The sequence below is a fragment of the Chordicoccus furentiruminis genome (genome assembly GCF_019355395.1).
In the GTDB taxonomy this organism is placed as follows: domain Bacteria; phylum Bacillota; class Clostridia; order Lachnospirales; family Lachnospiraceae; genus Chordicoccus; species Chordicoccus furentiruminis.
In genome coordinates this window covers 2,839,003-2,856,499 of the sequence record NZ_CP048829.1, presented here as the reverse complement: position 1 = coordinate 2,856,499, position 17,497 = coordinate 2,839,003, and the positions used below count along the sequence as shown (strand labels likewise).

The window sequence follows — 17,497 nt, the reverse complement described above, 5'->3', positions numbered from 1 at the left end:
TCCCCGCCGCTCTTTCATGTCCGTTCCGGTTTCGTCTCACCGGCCGCCTGCTCCGACTCCCAGAGCGTCCGGATCGCTCTCCGGTCAATCTTCTGCATCCGGTTGCGCGGAATGGCCTCCACTACCCGGTACGCCGCGGGCATCTTCAGGCGCTCCAGACGATCCGAAAGAAACGAAACCAGCCCTTCTTCCGTATACCCCCGCCGCACAGCCAGATACAGGACAGGCACCTGGCCCAGTCCTTTTGTCTCTTCCTTTACCCCGATACAGGCGCACTCCCTGAGATAAGGATATTCGCTCGCGATGTTCTCGATCTCAACGGGCGAGACTTTCTCGCCTCCCACGTTAATCAGATCGTCCGCTCGGCCCAGCATGTAAAGGAATCCGTCCCCGTCACGCCAGACCATATCACCCGTCATAAGCCAGCCGTCCCGCAGCGTCTCCGCCGTCAGATCCGGCCGGTTCCAGTAGCCCGACATCAGCATCGCGCCGCGCAGCTGCATCCGCCCGGGATGTTCTTCATCCGTATGTGCAAGAATCGCTCCATGCTCATCCGCGATCCTCACCTCAATATCCGGCAGAGGCTTCCCGATCGTCGTCACGGTATTCTCTTTTCGGACCGCTTCATGAACGTCGGTGAAGACAGCACCCCCGGTCTCGGATGCCCCCCATGTGTTATAAAGAGCGGTCTCCGGAAGTCTGGCGGAAAGTCTTTTCCGCTGCTCCTGCGTGAGGGCTCCGGCCCCGATCTCAATATAGCGGAACCGGCCCATGATCTCATAGAACCGGTCTTTCATCTGCTCCCGGAGAAGCTCCATCGAAGCTGGCACCGCCGCAAAGCCGGTGCAGTTCCACCGGTCAAGATTCTTCTCGATATCCCCGGCGAACGCGAAGCCGTTCTGGAGGACAGCGGTCGCTCCTGCCGCCAGCACAGCACGCAGCACGCGCAGGCCATACGAATGATGCAGCGGCAGCGGAATCAGCACCGCATCATCCGGCCGGATCCCGATTCCCGTACGGGTATGCTCCGTGATCGACATCACCGCCCGGCAGCTGAGCATCACCCCCTTCGGGCGGCCCGTTGTCCCGCTCGTAAAAATCAGCTCCGCGATATCCTCATCGCCTGTTTCCGCCGCAGGCAGATCCGTTTCGCCGTCTTCCTCTGGCCGCTCTGTTTCAGGTCCGTGTCCTTCTGCTGTCAGCTGTTTCAGAGAGAGCAGATGCACATGATCCGGAACAGCCGTCCCGTTCATTTTCATATCCGTCAGGAAGACAGACGCTCCCGCCTCCTCACAGACAGCAAGCGCCCGGGAAGGCGCCGCGTTTTTATCTATATGAACGGCAATGCCGCCGATGTACTGGATCGCGAGATAAACGATCACGGAAGAAGGGCGGGACAGTGCGCTGTACGCGGCACATTCCCCCGGCCTGACGCCGGCTTCGGACAGCTTTCCGGCCGATCGGCAAACCCTGTCCCACAGCTGGCCGTACGTAACCTGTTCCTTTCTGAAACACAGGGCTGCCCGGGAGGGCCGACTCTGCGAAAACTCCCGGATTCTGTCAAGTAATCTTCCAGACATATTTCCCCCCTCAGTTCATTGTTACATCTCTTAAAAATATATCAATATGTTTGTAATATTTCAAGAACAGAGGCGGGAAAGCAAAAAAGCGGCCCTCCGCAGCGATCCGTCAAGGCCGCTGCGGAGGGCCGCAGTCAGACTGTTTGCGTCATCAATCAGGATACCTGCCGGAAACATGACCTCAGCAGGCTTTCAGATTCTTCGGTACATGTCACGAAGCTGTGCGTACAGATCGTGAAACAGCTGCAGCTTCTCGTCGTACAGCCGTACATTGCCGGGAATTGGCTCCACAACCCGATCGCTCATCCGCACCATCGCGCCGCAGGCTTCCCGGATATCCCGATAGACTCCGTTTCCTACGGCAGCCAGAACGGCGGCGCCCTGACAGGCCTCTTCCCTTACCTCCGTCGAATAAACCGGCTGATCAAGCATATCCGCCTGAATCTGCTTCCATGTCACGCTCCTAGCCGCACCGCCGGAAGCGATCAGCTTCTGACAGCTTACATGCATCTCGCTGTAAATTTTCAGGCATTCTTTCAGATTATACAGTACCCCCTCCATCACCGCCCGGATCAGATGTCCCTGCTCATGATGCATGCCAAGTCCGAAAAATACGCCTCGCGCGTACGGGTCGTTATAGGGTGTCCGTTCTCCCGCCAGATAAGGAATAAAAAGAAGGCCTTCCGCGCCGGCAGGGATCTCTCCCGCCTCCCGGTCCAGCTCGCTGAACGGTTTCGTGTCCCGAAGCACGCTGTCTCGCAGCCAGCTTAATGTACTGCCTCCGTTCAGTGCTCCGCTCTGGACGACCCAATGTCCCGGCACCGTGTGGCACCAGGTCTGAATTCGCATGCTGCGGTCAAATACAGGCCTGTCCTCGACAGCCGCAAGCTGCGAGGCGGTTCCGATATTGCAGGCCATCGTGCCTTTTTCCACCACGCCGTTGCCGGTCAACGCCGCCATACTGTCGCCGGCGCCGTAGACAACCGGCGTCCCTTCCGCCAGACCCGTTTCCGCGGCAGCCTGACGCGTCACACTTCCAGCCGGTTCAAAGCTCTCATGGACAGGCATCCATATGTCGGAGTACAGACCCAGTCTTGTAAACAGCTCGGTACACCACCTGCGTTCCCGGACAGAGAAGGCCAGCGTCGCACCGGCATCCGTCACATCGGTTCCCAGTTCTCCGGAAAGACGGAACCGGATATAGTCCTTCGGTGAAAGAACATATCGGATCCTGTCATATATTTCCGGACGGTGACGCTTCATCCAGTAAAGCGTACTGATCATCATGCCCGCACTCGGCTGATTCAGAAGCTGTTCCTTCATCAGATTGCCGGCCGCTTCACGAAGATCCGGAAGATCCTCCGCCGCCCGCTGATCAAGATGGATCACAGCCGGACCCAGAAGATTTTTCTCCTTATCCAGCGCGACCACACCATGCATCTGACCTGAAAAACCGATGCCAAGAACATCCTCGCCCTTCAGTCCGGCGTCCCTCAATGCACCTGCGACGGCCTGTTTCACAGCTTTCATCCAGCATTCAGGATCCTGTTCCGCCCAGGACGCCTGCGGGATCCGAATCGGATAACTCCCGTGTCCGACGCCAGCCTCATGACCGGCCAGATCTGTCAGGAGCGCTTTTGTGCTGGAAGTTCCCAGATCGATTCCCATCACATATTTCATGACAGCCCTCCTGATCACCTCTGTATCGCTTCGATCTCCACTCCGTTCGGATCAATCAGCAGCATGGTACTGCATCCGAGCTTCTCAACATAAGAAGGTTCCTTGCTGATGATGACATGGCTGTTTCTGCACCGTTCAGCCAGTTCCTCTAAATCATCCGTTTCAAGGCAGAAATGCCGATAGATTCCGACTGCATTTTCTCTGTGTCTGATGACCGGTCCTTTTTCACAGAAATTCAACAGTTCCAATCTGACATGCTGGGGCAGTTCAAAATAAGTCAGTGTATGGTCTCCCATATCGATCTCATTCAGTTCTTGCAACTCCAGCACATCAGTGTAAAAACGCAGAGAAGCTTCCAGATCCGTGACATTGATTGTAATGTGATTCAGTCCTGTGATTCTCATCATAATCTCCTTCCCGTCGAATACAGCCGTCTGAAATCATCCGCAGCATCGGCCGTGGGCATCATGCCAGCCAGCGGTATGCCGTCCGGATCACAGAAGAATCGGTCCTTATTTTACGATGATATCCCTTCCCTTCGTGTCGGAATTGAGATACACCGCTCCGATCAGGATAAGACCGATGATGATATCCTTCCACAGCGGGTCAACTCCCATCATGTTCAAGCCGGAGGTAATCGCGGTGATGGTAACTACGCCTAGAGCTGTCCGGAGTACGCTGCCCCGTCCTCCTGCCATCGATGTTCCTCCCAGTGCGATCGCGGCGATCGCGGACAGTGTCAGGGAGCTTCCGATCGTGGGGACGGCGGATTTCTGTTTATATGCGTACAGGGCTCCGGCCAGAGAGCTGCAGGCGCCGCTGACCACGAAAGCCATGATCTGCGCGAGATCCGTATCCACTCCGGCCAGTCTCGCAGAACGGATATTGGCTCCGACCGCGAAGATCGCGCGTCCCGAAGATGTGTACTGCTGAAACACGTACAGCACGATCACTGATGCAATCGCGATCAGAAAGATCACCGGAATCCCCGCCACCTTCTCCGTCATCCAGCTGATCTGCTTCCTGAAAGACAGATCAATCGCGACAGAACCGTTCGGGCAAAGCGTCAGCGCGATATAGTCCCAGAAGTTCTGCGTGCACAGTGTTACAATAAATGACGGAATTTTCAGCTTGGTGACGATAACGCCATTGAGGAGTCCGAGGATCATGCCGATCAGAAGCATGATCGGAATAATCCAATTCCCGAATCGGCTCACATAGAGCCCCGATATCACGCAGGTGGCCGATACCATGGAGCCGGATCCGAGGTCAATTCCTCCTGTGAAAATGATAAAAGACAGGCCGCATGCCAGCAGAATCAGCGGTGACACCTCGATCATGATGTTCTGCAGACTGTAAGCGCTGACAAAATTATGGTTCAAAACCGTAAAGATCAGAAAAACCAGAATCACACTCAGGATGACCATGTACTGTGAAAAATCAGACAAGGTCTTTCCCTTTGCTCTTTTTGCTGCCATTTTCCAGTCCTCCTCACATCATGAACTGAACGACTTCCTGCTGCGAAGGCTTCTCAAATACAGGGCAATCAAAAGACCCACTGATTTCGCCGTCTCGAAGAACGATGACCCGGCTGGCCAGCCCCAGGCACTCGTCAAGGGTATCTCCCAGTACAATGATGGCATGTCCCTGCCCGGTCATATCCCGGACAAGGCGGTAAATCTCCTGCTTCGCACCGACATCGACTCCCCGCGTCGGATGATTCAGAATCAGGATCTTGCAGTTGCTTTCAATGGCTCTGGCAATGATCGCCTTCTGCGCATTGCCGCCGGAGAGCTGCGCAATTCGCTCGGTAGGCCCGGTGCATTTTATGTCCGCTTCCTTGATCCAGCGGTTTGCCGTTCGTCTGATTTCCCTTCCCGAAAGGAACCCGTGCTTCTTGAGATGATCATAGCTGGAAATGGTGATGTTGTCCTCAATTGACATGATACCGATGATTCCTTCATCCCGACGCTCTTTTGGCACTGAGAGGATCCCGGCTTTTCTGGCCTGACAGGAATTGGAAAATTTCCTTTCCTTTCCTTCCACGAATATTTTCCCGGCCGTCGGGGCCACCTGACCGACCAGACAGGCACAGACATCCTCAATTCCGGAACCGTCCAGACCGGCGAGAGAAAGGACCTCCCCTTCATGCAGCTGGAAAGATATATGCTGAAAAGCGCCGAACAGGCTCAGATCCTGCACCTCGAGCAGAATCTTCTCACCCGGTTTTGTCTGCCTGTCCTCGACATAAAATTCTCCTGTAGTGTTGCGTCCGACCATTTTTTCATAAAGAAGATTCAGGTCTGCGCCTTTCGTCGGCAGCGTGGCCGTTTCCGCTCCGTCCTTGAATACATAGATGGTATCCGTGATAGCCAGAATCTCATCCAGATGATGGGAGATGAACACGATGCCATTTCCGGCTTCCTTCATCTTTCTGATCTGAACATACATCTCCTTGATTTCATCGTCGGACAGAACAGTTGTCGGCTCATCGAGCAGAATGATCGCGTGGCCGTCTGCCACCTCCGTCACCGCATCAAGAACCTTGGCAATCTCCACCATTTCCCGGGTCGCCATATTGATGTCCCTGACTTTTCTGGCAGGATCGACATTAAGATCGACCCGTTTCAGCGCTTCCTTCGCATCCCGGTTCATCTTCGACCAGCTGACGATGCCTCCCTTTGAATACTTTTTTTCACGGCCAAGATAGATATTCTGCGCAATGGTCAGATTGGCAACCAGCGACTGCTCCTGAAAGACCATTCCGACACCCTGATGGTTTGCCTGAATGATGGAAGAAGCGGAATAAGGTTTCCCCATGTAGAACATCTCTCCCATGGACGGCTTCTCAACACCGCTTATCAGTTTCATCAGCGTTGACTTTCCCGCGCCGTTTTCCCCGATCAGCCCGATCACTTCCCCGCTGTGAATCTGCATATCGATATCGTGAAGCACCGTGTTGGTGCCGTAAATCTTTCCCACGCCTTTCGTTTCAAACAGAACTTCGTTCATATGCTCCCTCCGCGCTTATCTTGCCACCGTTTTTCTGCTGTGCTCGACCGTTGCGGCGACGGCAATGATAATGATGACGCCCTGGATTACCTTCTTGAGATTTGTATCCACTCCCATCAGCGTCAGCCAGTTCGCCAGCTCCGTGTAGATCAGTACACCGACAAAGGATTCCAGTGAACCTCCCTTGCCCCCGCTTACTGATCCTCCGCCCAGGACAATCGCTGTAACCACCGGGAACATCTGGTTGGTCCCTATACTGGACTGGCCGAGTTTCAACCTCATGCAGAGCAAAACACCGGCAATCGCAGCGGTGCAGCCGCTCAGCGCAAATACCTTGATCTTGGTTTTCGTAATATTAATGCCAGTCGAGGCAGCCGCCGTCTCATTATCACCGATGGCATAAACGGCTCTCCCGAACGCCGTATAATTCATAATGATGGCGCCGATAATAAACACGGCAAAGGAAATAAGGGTAAGATAGGGAATCCCGATCAGTTTCCCCTGCGAGATCGCGTTAAACATCGGATCTTTCACCTGAATCGGCGTCCCCCGGTAGATCAGAACGGCAGCTCCCGTCATAATGCAGCCGATGGCATAGGAAACGATAAAACTGGCAATCCTTGCCTTTGTATGCAGGAATCCCGTAATCGTACCGACCCCCGCGCCGATCAGAACAACAAAGAGAATGCCCCAGATCCCGAAATCATTCGAATTGGAATTATTGATCACCAGATAAGCCGCCAGTGATCCCGCAAATCCCATATTGCCCTCGATCGACAGATCAATACTGCCCAGGAGCAGGACAAAGCTGAGCCCGACTGAAATAACCAGCGGGATGGACATCTGATACATGATATTCACAATATTCGCCCATGTAAAAAAATTTTTCTGCGAGACAGCGCCTATCACCGTCATAATGATCAGCAGGATCAGAGGCGCATACCGCCTGATCTTGTCCATCCTGGCATTTTCCTCTGACTTTGCGATAAACTGCTGTCCTACTGACATCGTAGTCAGCTGCTCGCGCCATTTTTTCTTCATATGTCACCCTCACCACTCAGACTCGTTTCTGTCAGAACCGGCTCTCTGCACGCCCGCCCGCGCTTTCATCCGGAGCCCTGTTCTCTTCTCATGAAAGAAATAAAAGGGAATGCACTCCCATGCATTCCCTTCCCGTTATCCTGGAACACAAGACATTCTGGATGTGATCTGGATGTTCCGCTTATGAAGCTGCAGACTCAACATCTGAGGTTGTATCTTCCTGATAAGCGCTGATGCAGTAGCTGAGATCAGAATAATCATATCCCGGATCGCCCGTCTTGATGAACTTATTGATGATGTCATCCGCATTGTCCGCTGTAACCAGCGTCGTCTTGCAGAAGATCAGCCGCTCGTTGTCCGGAATCGTCGTCGGATCAAGGATGCCCAGAGCCGCCTGAATCGCATAAGAAGCGCCATAGCCAGCGATGCAATATCCGTCGTTCGCGTTCGTGATGACCATATCGCCATCCTTGACCGCGTTCAGTGCCGCCTCGATGCCGTCGCATCCGCTGACCTTGACCGTGCCGTTCTTTCCTGCATTTTTAAGAGCTTCAACCGCGCCAAGCGCCATCGTATCATTAGCAGAGTAAATACCCTTAAGATCCGGATAATTGACGATCCAGTTCTCTGCCAGCGTCATTGCATCCGACTGGCTCCAGCTTGCTGTCTGACTGTCCACCACTTTGATGTTCGGATAATCCTTGAGCGCTGCCTGGAACGCGGCATGACGGTTCGTTGCGGAATCGTCGCCCAGAAGTCCCTGAAGCTCACAGACCTCACCTTCACCGCCGATAGAATCAAACAGTGCTTTCGCAGTCGCCTTGCCGATCGCCATATCATCAAGCATAAGAGAAACCACAAAATGCGGATAATCCTTCGGATAGAGCCCATCCGCTCTGTGTGCAAGAATTGTCACAAACACACCGGCGTCCTCACAGGTCTCTGCAATATTGACTGTATTAGCTGTCGAAGACGGATCGACCACGAAACAGGCCTTGTCACCGTACTGCGCAATATAATCCTTGATCCCCTGGAGCTGCTTGTTGTCATCGCTGTCACAGGTAAGGATGTCACAGTTGAGGCCATAGTACTCGGCTGCCAGCTTTGCACCTTCTGCTTCCTGCGCCCAGTACTCATTGTCCATGGAATGGATGCAGATACCGAGATGATAATCCGACGGATTGATTCCGTCAGGAATCAGACCGGCATCAGCAGCCGTACCACGATCGGATGTTTTTTCCGCCGCAGATTCCACCGCTGAATCCGCAAGTACAGGGAGCGTTCCGGCGCATGAACCGACAACCATAGCTGCCGCCAGCGCTGCTGCAATCAGTTTTTTCATTTTCTCTCCTCCTTTGATTTTTGCTCTTCCTTCGAGCATTCCGTTTCAGAAGCTGCAAATAGATTAAATCGTTTAATTGATGATGTCAATGAATTTTCTGTATGTTCACATTTTTCGGAGCAAGTGACAAATATCCGGATGTTTTTTGTCAAAATCGACAAATACATCATGCGCCTATAGAAAAAAACTGTGCGGGATCATGAAAAACAGAATGAATCGCCGCTACAGCCGCCCCGTGGATCATCGAATCCTTTTCCCCCTGATTCATCCGGATCTCTGTTGTCTTCATCAGGTTAGGAACCACCCTCTCTCTGACATTCATCATAATCCGTTCCAGCATCAGCTCCGGTTCTATATGCGCCATTTCATCTCCGATGACAATGATCTGCGGGTTGAAAATATTAATTGCATTCACAATCCCGACAGACAGATAATCGCAGCACTCAAGGAATACCTGTACCGCCTTTCGGTCTTTCCCCCTTACCAGCCGTCTGGCGTCCTCAAAGGTATATTCTTTTTCCGGGCTGTACTCCTCATTCACCCTTCTGGTGAAGGCGATCGAGGAACAATAATTTTCCAGACAGCCATAATTTCCGCATACGCACCTCGGCCCGTGGCAGTCAATGGTCATATGTCCGATTTCCCCCGCAGAGCCGATGTTCCCGCGAAAAAGCTCCCCAGCGTTCACTATTCCGGAGCCGACTCCCTGTCCCACAGCCACATACATCAGCACATCGGGGCCGTTCGCATCGTCATCATACCAGTACTGCGCCATCGCCGCCGCATTGGCATCCTGTTCCAGCACCACCGGCACGCGAAACCGCTTCTTCAGTTCCTCTTCCAGCGGAATCTCATTCCACCCTTCCACACCGGACATCAGTTCGATCCGGCCTTCCCGGAAACTGTAAGGCCCGGGGATGGCGGCTCCCAGCGCAAGTACTCGGAAAGAGGAACGGGAATCGATCATCTTCTCCATCTCATCCATGATTTCATCAAGCACTTCACGCGCCTTTATGCCTTTCTCCAGATTCCGGCGCTTCACCTCGATGGACTTTCCATACAGATTGAAAAGCCCGATCGAATAGTTTTTTCTCGCAATCCGGATTCCTGCGACAGCATACTGTTCGCTGTCCAGCCCGATCGCGATAGAACGCCGGCCCTTCTGTCCGGTCATAAGGCCGGTCTCATGAACCAGGCCCCATTTCATAAAGTCATTGATGATATACGTAACAGTGGCTTGTCGAAGGCCGGATTGCTTTGCGAGATCCACTCTCGCACAGGTCCCTTTCCGCCGGAGAAGATTCAGCAGCAGTGTACGGTTCATATTCTGAATGTTTTCCTGATTCAGTCCTGATTCTGTATATTTCATCACATTCACCAAAATCATCCTGCTTTGATATACCCAGAGCAGAACACTTAGCCCGGGAATCGGTTTTTTCATTCTTTTAATTGCTAAATTCATTTAATTAATTATAAATTCAAAGCCTCCGCTGGTCAACAGGATCGATCATTTTCAATCATAACCAATGTTTCCGGATATGTCAGCCGTTATATTCGCACGTCAAAAAGCCCATACACCCTGACAGGCATATGGGCTTCTCTGTCTTGTTTTCTCGCAGAAACCGGACCGCAGTCCTCTGCTGCAGGCCGTCGGCTTCCTTTTACCGCAAAGCCAGTATGGCTTCCGCGTTCAGCGCTGCTCCCACAACACCGGCTTCCGGATCATCGCTGGCTGGAATGATTCGGAGCGATTCTCTGGGGTTCGGAATTCTAAGGTTTTCCTTCACACATTTCCTGAAATATTCCTCCGGAAAAGCTCTCATTTTCGTTACGCCGCCGCCCAGAATCACACAGACGGGATCAAGAATCGTGATCTCCGTCGCCGCAGCGGCCGCACAGATTCGTACGACCTCGCGCACCTCCGCCTCTTCACCGTGAAGAGTAAAAATATCTTCCACCGCACAATGATATTTCTCCTCCGCCAGAGTTGCCAGAGTCCTGCCGCTTCCCTTCAGTTCAAGGCACCCCTTCTTTCCGCATCCGCACGTCTCGTTCAGGCCATACAGAGGGATGTGGCCAAGCTCACAGGAGGAACCTGTATATCCCCGATATATTTTTCCGTCAATGCTCATGGCATTGCCCAGTCCGGTTCCGATGAAGATCCCGATAACGATCCCCTCCGCGTTCAGCCTTTGCTTTCTGAGTTCGTACAGAAGTGAAGTATTCACATCCCGTTCCATCACAACAGGCAGACGGAACCGTTCTTCAAGCATGGTCTTCAGCGGAAGATGATCCATCCCTTTCAGGTTTGGAGAATTGTAGCAGATCGTTCTGTCACGATCCATCAGAGAGGCCAGAGAGAGGGACAGGCATATACCTCCATACCGCTCTCTGGCCGGTTTCAGAAGCTGCTGCAGATACGCTCCTTTATCCCCTGCCTCCGAAAAATCCGCAGAAGAAATTTTTTCAAAGGCGAGCAGGTGATTGTTCGGATCTGTCACGCCCCATCGAAGATTCGTTCCTCCGATCTCAACGCACAGAATATTGCCATCTCTTTCTCTCATGCGCGCCCGGCACTCCCCATAATGTCAATTTTGTGTTCATACAGCTCTTTCAGGATCGGACGGATTTTCAATGAGAAAACCCGGCTGTCGATAGCGTCAGGATTTTCGTCCAGAATGCGTCTCGTATTGGCCAGCGCGCAGATCCAGCCATCCGTCGCGATATTCACCTTGCAGACAGCCATCTTCGCTGCCTTCCGGACCTGCTCATCCGGTATCCCAACCGTTCTCTCGATATGGCCTCCATGCCGGTTGATCATGTCGACATACTCTTTCGGAATGTTGGAGCAGCCATGCAGTACGATCGGGAAACCAGGTTTACGTTCCTGAATACGGGACAGAATATCAAACCTCAGCTCCGGCAGTGTCCCGTCCGGATTCGGCTTCATCTTGACGAGACCGTGGCAGGTACCGATGGAAATCGCCAGACTGTCGCAGCCAGAGCGCTCTATAAAATCGACAGCCATTTCCGGGTCCGTATACATGCTTTCACAGGTACCCTCCGTTCCCTGTTCTTCCTTGCCCTTCAATATGCCAAGTTCTGCCTCCACCGTCACCTTCCGGGCATGAGCATACTCAGCAACTTTTCTGGTCAGAGCGATGTTCTCCTCAAACGGCAGCTTGCTTCCGTCGATCATAACCGATGAGAAACCGCCTTCCACCGCCATCTCCACCTGCTCGAATGTCATTCCATGATCAAGGTGCAGGGCTGCCGGAATGGAGAGGCCGGCGGACCTGATTCGGTCTGTCGCCACTTGTGCCAGTCTGGCCGTCATCTCATGGCCGATCTGTCGGTGAAGATTCGGAGAAACAAGCAGAATTACCGGTGATTTTTTTTCAATAACCGCATCCACGATCGCATTCAGCTGCTCAATGGACACAAAATTCAGCGCCGGAACGGCGTAACCATATCGGTATGCATTTTCAAACATCTGCGCTGTATTAACCAGTCCCAACTCATGATAGTCGTATCTCATGTCAGCCCCTTTCGCCGGTTCTTTGTATTTTCAGATCAGCATACGCCGGCAGCCTGCCGATCAGAGGAAGAATGTAGTCCAGGTATCCATCTCTGATGAAAGGTCTGTCCTTCATCAGAAATCTCCGGTCCATCGTGCGCTCCACATCCGCCACGGCTTCCAGAGGAATGCATTCCATACGGCTGGTATACGGTTTATCCGAGAGCCGCCGGATCGTCACCATCTGGCCGTCCAGCCCGCGCAGCGCCGCATCCACCGCATATCTCCCAAGTTTCTCCGCTTCTTTCCGATCCAGCGGGGAAGCATTATGAGCATCGCATCGCTGCATCAGTCCGAGATCAATGCAGCGGATCTTGCAGGTAAAATGTTTTCGCAGAAGTGTGCTCAGATAAGGGGTGATTCCTCCCATATTGCGGGAAGGGTCCGCCGCTTTGTTGACCGTGGTGTCTTCAAACAGATATTTGCCGTCCTCCGTTTTTACGCCCTCGGACAATACCGCAAGACATTTTCCCTTTTTCTCCAGCGTTCCTGCCACATCCCTCACAAACATCTCAGGAGAAAAGGTACGCTCAGGCACATAGATCAGATCAGGCCCCCAGCCAGTCTGACAGGCCGCCATCGCTGCTGCCGCAAGGTATCCCGTATTTCTTCCCATCACCTCAACGGCCATGATCAGATCCGTATCATACGTATACATATCATGCGCCAGCTCTGATACCGCTGTCACCACATGGCGCGCAGCGGATGGGAATCCCGGCGAATGATCAATCCCAGCAATATCATTATCCACCGTCTTTGGAATCAGCAGGACGGATCCGGCGAACCCCATCTGTTTCAAATGCCGCATCAGCTTCAGGGCCGCCGACGCGCTTCCATTTCCGCCGTTCAACAGAATCATGGAAATCTGATGAGCCCGCAGGGTGCAAAGAATGCTTCTGTAGTCATCCTCCGTTTTCTCTCTGACCATATATCTGCAGGATCCGAAAGCCATTGAAGGAGTAAGCGCCAGATCCTTCAGCTGCTGTTCATTCAGCATAGAGCAATCGTATAGTTCGTTTCTGATCACCCCGTCGATTCCATGCAGAGCAGCATAGATCTTACCGATCTCACCCGAATGCTCACGGCATTGCCCGATGACGCCGCGCGCACTGCAATTGATCACAGAAGTAGGCCCTCCGGACTGAATGTACAGAACATTGTTCATTTCCTCACGCACTCCTCCTTACCCAAATGCCCGTTTCTTTCCGCCAGCAGAACCCGGACGCCGCATTGTCTGTACCGGTTCATATACTCTTCAGGCAGCACCTGATCCGTAATCACATTTTTGATCTCATCCAGTCCGCCCATACGCGTGAATCTGCTCCGGTTCAGTTTCTCCGAACCGAGCATCAGAAACGACTGCTCGCAATGATGCAGAACGTATCTGTACAGTGCCATCTCAAAGCGGTTGCTGATCGTATAACCATTGGCCGGGTCCGCTCCGTCCACGGTAAAAAAAGCCTTATCAAAATAAAAGCGGGACAGGGATTCCATGGTGATATCATCCAGTGTCTCAATATGATTCTTTCCTGCATGAATCGTTCCGCCCAGCAGAACAATGGAAAAGCGTTCATCTCCTGCCAGTTCAAGTGTCGCGGTTACATTCGAGGTGACGACTGTCACATCAGCAAGCGCAGATTTCTTCAGGCACCGGCAAAGAAGATTGCCGGTCATGCCCGCCCCGATGAAAACATGGTTGCCTGACCCGATAAATTCCGCTGCTTTCGACGCAATCATTTTCTTCGAGAGAAAATGGATATCATTGCGTGGCCTGTACCCCGAAGATACCGGCGTGCTTCCATTCACATTTCCTCTTTCCAGGGACTGGGCCCCTCCGCGCGTTTTCAGAATCATATCCTGTTCGCTCAGATCATGGAGATCTCTGCGCACAGTCGCGGGAGAAGAACCGGTCATATCGATCAGCTCCTGAGTGGTTACTGCACCGTTTTTGTCCAGATAGTCCAGTATTTTTTTCTGTCTCTCCGCCTTCATGCGCACTCCTCTGACAATGCACTGTCATGACCCTTTATGATTGCATGATACTATTTTCTGTTCATACGGTCAATATAATGATTGAATTTATCAATATAATCATTATCAATCATTTTCGTCATGTGCCTTGTCAAACAGAATGTTTCCTCTGAAAATTATTTCGGCGGCATTAGCTGCAGCGCCGAGCAGCGCATCATCTCTCCCGAAGCTTGCCTTTACGATCCTGATCTCATTGCGTTCTCTGATAAACTGATAACGGTTGACATACTGTTCCAGTTCCCGTACATACTGTTCCTTCCAGAACGAAGCGTCATTTCCCAGTATCACCGTCTGGCAGTGCACAATGTTCAGCACGTTGATCGTTCCGGCCGCCAGTCTCTTCATTACGGCGTGAAACACGCGATCCACTTCCGGATGATCCTGCAATTCCGCAAACTGCCGGTAAGACAGCGGCAGACCCGTTGTACTGCGCAGTTCATTCAGCACCGTCTCTGATCTGATATAAGTCTCCAGACAGCCTCTGTTTCCGCATGGGCAAAGGCGGCCATTCATATCGATGCTGACATGACCGATTTCAGGCGGCAGGCCGCGGGTGTTTTCATAACGTTTTCCGCATGAAATAATACCGCTCCCGATCCCGTCGCCGACTCCGAGAAAGAGAAGGTCCTCCGTATCACGCCACTTCCCGTACATGTACTCGGCCAGCACTGCATTCTGGTTGTCATGGTCAAGAAAAACCGGTATATGATATCGGTCCTGAAGAAGCCGGACAATCGGGACATCATGGATATTAAAAAAATAGAAGGGTTTCAGAATCATTCCGCTTGTGCTGCTGACAGGTCCTACAGAGGACACTCCGATCGCCGCAACAGAGCAGCCTGGCACTAGAATATCATCCAGAATCTCAAAAATCTTCCGGATCAGACTTTCCCGTGTAGTAGATGGCCCTAATATGGATGCGCGCCGCGCCAGAACATGCAGTGAAAGGTCACAGCAGATTCCTTCTATCCGGTTTCGGGAAATCAGAACCCCCGCCAGCTTCGGTGCGCGATGGCTGATGCTCAGACTAACGGCATTTCTTCCCCTCTCCTTCTGTGGGATCTGCTCATGATTCTCTGTTAAATATCCTGCTTCCAGCATTTCCGAAACAATCGAGGTGACGGACATTCGGCTCAGACCGGTGCATTCTGCGATTTCCGGCCGTGAATGGCAGTGTCCGGTCGCGACAAGTCTCAGAATCAGTCCGCGGTTCTCCCTTCTGACCTCTTCTCTTTTCCTGCTTCTTGCATCCATATCCTCTCCCTAGTCAAAAAATGACAGACTGCTTCAGAAGCGCTCTGCGGGCACCCCGAACATTCTGTTCGCCGGTGCCTGCGCACAGACAGCGTTTCTGCAGCAGTCTTCCCGTACCGGATGCATGAAAATCCGCGGAATTCAGTCCTTTGCCTTCGGATACTCCGTGCAAAGCAGCCGATACGCAGGCTCATCCTCCTCAATATGAGGGAATCTGCCCAACGGCTCATGGAAGAAATTGTCCGTATGGTCATCATTCACCTTGGACACTTCTCCAATCAGTGACGGACCTCCGGCAGGAATGATAAACTCATGATACTGATACGGAACCAGTGTAATCGACTCTCCCTTATGGATACGAACCGGTTCACCGGCTCTGACCTTGTACCGTCGGCCGTCACGATAGATCAGAACATCGTTCTCAAGATCCTTCTCAAAAACATCCCGTCCATCTTCCTGACGATGCACGCGGCTTTGATCCGCATTATAGAAAGTGAACACAATGTCGTTTCCGCCGCGGCAGATAATATCTTCCATCTTATTCACATGATAATGCATCGGAGAAACCTGCCCGCTGTCGCACATCATGATTTTCTCGGCATACGGCTTCGGATATTCCGGATTATGAATATTTCCATTTCGAATCGTAATCAGCGCAAGTCCGAGCTTATCGAAGTGACCCTCTCCATAATCAGTCACATCCCAGCCCAGCTCATTATCCCTGATTTCATCGTACTCATGGTTCTTCGTCTTCCATTCATCCGGCGTAAAGCTGAGATAAGGCGGAAGACAGAATCTGCACTCCTCAAGCAAAGCCTCGAATTTTCTGATCGTAGCATTGATTTCCGAACGTTTCATCCTTTCATCCTCTCTCTTCTCTGTAACATATCGGATCATCCCGGCTGATCCTGGCCGGCCGCCTCAAAGCGGCTGACTGCTTCTTTGATCTCATTCTCTCCGTCCAGTACCGTAAATGTCAGTTCATTCCGTTCTGTGGCGAAAGGAGGCAGCAGGTGCACACTTTGTCTCTCTTCATGCCATGGCCGTCCATATACACTGGAATTGGCCGGTTCAAGCCCGATCACATAGTCGCCGGACGCAACTGATTTCCATTCCATGAAATACGGCAGATTCTTCATGCTGTAGGAAAGTCTGAGTCCAAGGCCCAGCGGTTCATTGACCGCGAGCACTTCGTTCCGCCCGCCTTCCTGATCCATAATGTCATGGATGAAGACGTACTCAGGTTCATTGTCCCTCGGCGCATCCATACGATCATATCTTTCTTCATGTCCGGCGGCCTGTTCGTCCCGCGGTGTCACTTTTTTTGTATGAATGTACAGCCGAGTATGTTCGTCCAGGAACGGGTATCCCAGATTGATATGATAAAGAAGCATCAGCGGTTCCTCGCGGAACCCCTCATTCACGAACTCATCTGAGACTGTCAGCGTTTTTGTCCCGTAAATAGTGGAAATGCGACGGCGCAGAACCATGTTTTCGCCGAAAAGAGCCGCTTCCCGCATCTCTCCGGATACACTCAGTTCATAATCCCCATTCTTCCAGCACGCATCCGCTCCAACATGTTCAGCCGGTGTCGTACGCATCCTTCCGTGCATCGGATAGTCAACGCCGTGGATTCTGCATGGAGCGCAGATGTTCTCAACGCCGGAAGTAAAAAACAGGCCTCCCATAATGCTGCGGACAGCCTCATCTCCATTTGTATCATACTGGTTTCTGCCCTGAAGTCCCGGTTTTGACAGGAAATTGATGTTGACGCCGCCATAGCTCAGCTGACTCACATCCAATGCCTTGTCACACATAACCTGAAACTGCATCGGCCCGTTTTTCACATCATAAGCCCGCAGCTGCGTACTTCTTCCTTCTGTGTAAATCAGTGGGCGCACATACGCAACCTGCTGCATGCTTCCCACATATTTCATCAGTTCTTCCTGTTTCTTCATAATCCGCCTCAGCTGCAGAGTA

General features: G+C 52.3%; 15 protein-coding genes. All 15 read right to left on the bottom strand.

Features of this window, described 5'->3' with window-relative positions:
• Nucleotides 1–14: 14 nt before the first annotated feature.
• Nucleotides 15–1,580 (bottom strand): class I adenylate-forming enzyme family protein, encoded by a 1,566-nt coding sequence (locus G4C92_RS13005; protein WP_274940258.1) that lies wholly within the window; start codon nucleotides 1,578–1,580, stop codon nucleotides 15–17.
• A gap of 192 nt (nucleotides 1,581–1,772) precedes the next feature.
• Nucleotides 1,773–3,260 (bottom strand): xylulokinase, encoded by a 1,488-nt coding sequence (gene xylB, locus G4C92_RS13000; RefSeq protein WP_274940257.1) that lies wholly within the window; start codon nucleotides 3,258–3,260, stop codon nucleotides 1,773–1,775.
• Nucleotides 3,261–3,274: 14 nt separating this feature from the next.
• On the bottom strand, nucleotides 3,275–3,664 hold the full coding sequence (locus G4C92_RS12995) for a VOC family protein (RefSeq protein WP_274940256.1): 390 nt from the start codon (nucleotides 3,662–3,664) through the stop codon (nucleotides 3,275–3,277).
• A gap of 108 nt (nucleotides 3,665–3,772) precedes the next feature.
• Nucleotides 3,773–4,738: an ABC transporter permease gene (locus G4C92_RS12990; protein WP_274940255.1), complete on the bottom strand. Its 966-nt coding sequence runs from the start codon at nucleotides 4,736–4,738 to the stop codon at nucleotides 3,773–3,775.
• Nucleotides 4,739–4,751: 13 nt separating this feature from the next.
• Nucleotides 4,752–6,272 (bottom strand): sugar ABC transporter ATP-binding protein, encoded by a 1,521-nt coding sequence (locus tag G4C92_RS12985; protein ID WP_274940254.1) that lies wholly within the window; start codon nucleotides 6,270–6,272, stop codon nucleotides 4,752–4,754.
• Nucleotides 6,273–6,287: 15 nt separating this feature from the next.
• The gene (locus tag G4C92_RS12980) at nucleotides 6,288–7,313 is read right to left on the bottom strand and encodes an ABC transporter permease (RefSeq protein WP_274940253.1); all 1,026 of its coding nucleotides are present in this window, start codon (nucleotides 7,311–7,313) and stop codon (nucleotides 6,288–6,290) included.
• Between the two features lie 181 nt (nucleotides 7,314–7,494).
• Nucleotides 7,495–8,655, bottom strand: a complete 1,161-nt coding sequence (locus tag G4C92_RS12975) for a sugar ABC transporter substrate-binding protein (protein ID WP_274940252.1) — start codon at nucleotides 8,653–8,655, stop codon at nucleotides 7,495–7,497.
• A 166-nt stretch (nucleotides 8,656–8,821) separates the two neighbouring features.
• Nucleotides 8,822–9,979, bottom strand: coding sequence for an ROK family protein (locus G4C92_RS12970; RefSeq protein ID WP_274940251.1), 1,158 nt, complete (start codon nucleotides 9,977–9,979; stop codon nucleotides 8,822–8,824).
• A 337-nt stretch (nucleotides 9,980–10,316) separates the two neighbouring features.
• Nucleotides 10,317–11,219, bottom strand: coding sequence for an allose kinase (gene alsK / locus G4C92_RS12965; protein ID WP_274940250.1), 903 nt, complete (start codon nucleotides 11,217–11,219; stop codon nucleotides 10,317–10,319).
• Complete coding sequence (locus G4C92_RS12960) at nucleotides 11,216–12,193, bottom strand: ketose-bisphosphate aldolase (protein ID WP_274940249.1); 978 nt, start codon at nucleotides 12,191–12,193, stop codon at nucleotides 11,216–11,218. Before G4C92_RS12960 ends, alsK begins: the two co-directional genes overlap by 4 nt.
• 1 nt (nucleotide 12,194) lies before the next feature.
• Nucleotides 12,195–13,397 carry a diphosphate--fructose-6-phosphate 1-phosphotransferase gene (locus tag G4C92_RS12955; RefSeq protein ID WP_274940248.1) on the bottom strand — a complete coding sequence of 401 codons (1,203 nt, stop codon included), beginning with the start codon at nucleotides 13,395–13,397 and terminating at the stop codon, nucleotides 12,195–12,197.
• Entirely contained in the window at nucleotides 13,394–14,224 is an 831-nt protein-coding gene (locus tag G4C92_RS12950) for a DeoR/GlpR family DNA-binding transcription regulator (RefSeq protein ID WP_274940247.1), read from the bottom strand. The genes G4C92_RS12955 and G4C92_RS12950 overlap by 4 nt, the downstream gene beginning before the upstream one ends.
• Nucleotides 14,225–14,329: 105 nt before the next feature.
• On the bottom strand, nucleotides 14,330–15,364 hold the full coding sequence (locus G4C92_RS12945; protein WP_274942015.1) for an ROK family protein: 1,035 nt from the start codon (nucleotides 15,362–15,364) through the stop codon (nucleotides 14,330–14,332).
• 294 nt (nucleotides 15,365–15,658) lie between these two features.
• Complete coding sequence (locus tag G4C92_RS12940) at nucleotides 15,659–16,375, bottom strand: D-lyxose/D-mannose family sugar isomerase (RefSeq protein WP_274940246.1); 717 nt, start codon at nucleotides 16,373–16,375, stop codon at nucleotides 15,659–15,661.
• 35 nt (nucleotides 16,376–16,410) lie between these two features.
• Complete coding sequence (locus G4C92_RS12935; RefSeq protein WP_274940245.1) at nucleotides 16,411–17,475, bottom strand: aldose 1-epimerase family protein; 1,065 nt, start codon at nucleotides 17,473–17,475, stop codon at nucleotides 16,411–16,413.
• Between the last annotated feature and the right edge of the window lie 22 nt (nucleotides 17,476–17,497).

Excerpts from the sequence above, each read along its gene's own strand:
- G4C92_RS13005 (WP_274940258.1), bottom strand. The coding sequence starts at position 1,580 with ATGTCTGGAAGATTACTTGACAGAATCCGGGAGTTTTCGCAGAGTCGG.
- xylB (WP_274940257.1), bottom strand. The coding sequence starts at position 3,260 with ATGAAATATGTGATGGGAATCGATCTGGGAACTTCCAGCACAAAAGCG.
- G4C92_RS12995 (WP_274940256.1), bottom strand. The coding sequence starts at position 3,664 with ATGAGAATCACAGGACTGAATCACATTACAATCAATGTCACGGATCTG.
- G4C92_RS12990 (WP_274940255.1), bottom strand. The coding sequence starts at position 4,738 with ATGGCAGCAAAAAGAGCAAAGGGAAAGACCTTGTCTGATTTTTCACAG.
- G4C92_RS12985 (WP_274940254.1), bottom strand. The coding sequence starts at position 6,272 with ATGAACGAAGTTCTGTTTGAAACGAAAGGCGTGGGAAAGATTTACGGC.
- G4C92_RS12980 (WP_274940253.1), bottom strand. The coding sequence starts at position 7,313 with ATGAAGAAAAAATGGCGCGAGCAGCTGACTACGATGTCAGTAGGACAG.
- G4C92_RS12975 (WP_274940252.1), bottom strand. The coding sequence starts at position 8,655 with ATGAAAAAACTGATTGCAGCAGCGCTGGCGGCAGCTATGGTTGTCGGT.
- G4C92_RS12970 (WP_274940251.1), bottom strand. The coding sequence starts at position 9,979 with ATGAACCGTACACTGCTGCTGAATCTTCTCCGGCGGAAAGGGACCTGT.
- alsK (WP_274940250.1), bottom strand. The coding sequence starts at position 11,219 with ATGAGAGAAAGAGATGGCAATATTCTGTGCGTTGAGATCGGAGGAACG.
- G4C92_RS12960 (WP_274940249.1), bottom strand. The coding sequence starts at position 12,193 with ATGAGATACGACTATCATGAGTTGGGACTGGTTAATACAGCGCAGATG.
- G4C92_RS12955 (WP_274940248.1), bottom strand. The coding sequence starts at position 13,397 with ATGAACAATGTTCTGTACATTCAGTCCGGAGGGCCTACTTCTGTGATC.
- G4C92_RS12950 (WP_274940247.1), bottom strand. The coding sequence starts at position 14,224 with ATGAAGGCGGAGAGACAGAAAAAAATACTGGACTATCTGGACAAAAAC.
- G4C92_RS12945 (WP_274942015.1), bottom strand. The coding sequence starts at position 15,364 with ATGCTGGAAGCAGGATATTTAACAGAGAATCATGAGCAGATCCCACAG.
- G4C92_RS12940 (WP_274940246.1), bottom strand. The coding sequence starts at position 16,375 with ATGAAACGTTCGGAAATCAATGCTACGATCAGAAAATTCGAGGCTTTG.
- G4C92_RS12935 (WP_274940245.1), bottom strand. The coding sequence starts at position 17,475 with ATGAAGAAACAGGAAGAACTGATGAAATATGTGGGAAGCATGCAGCAG.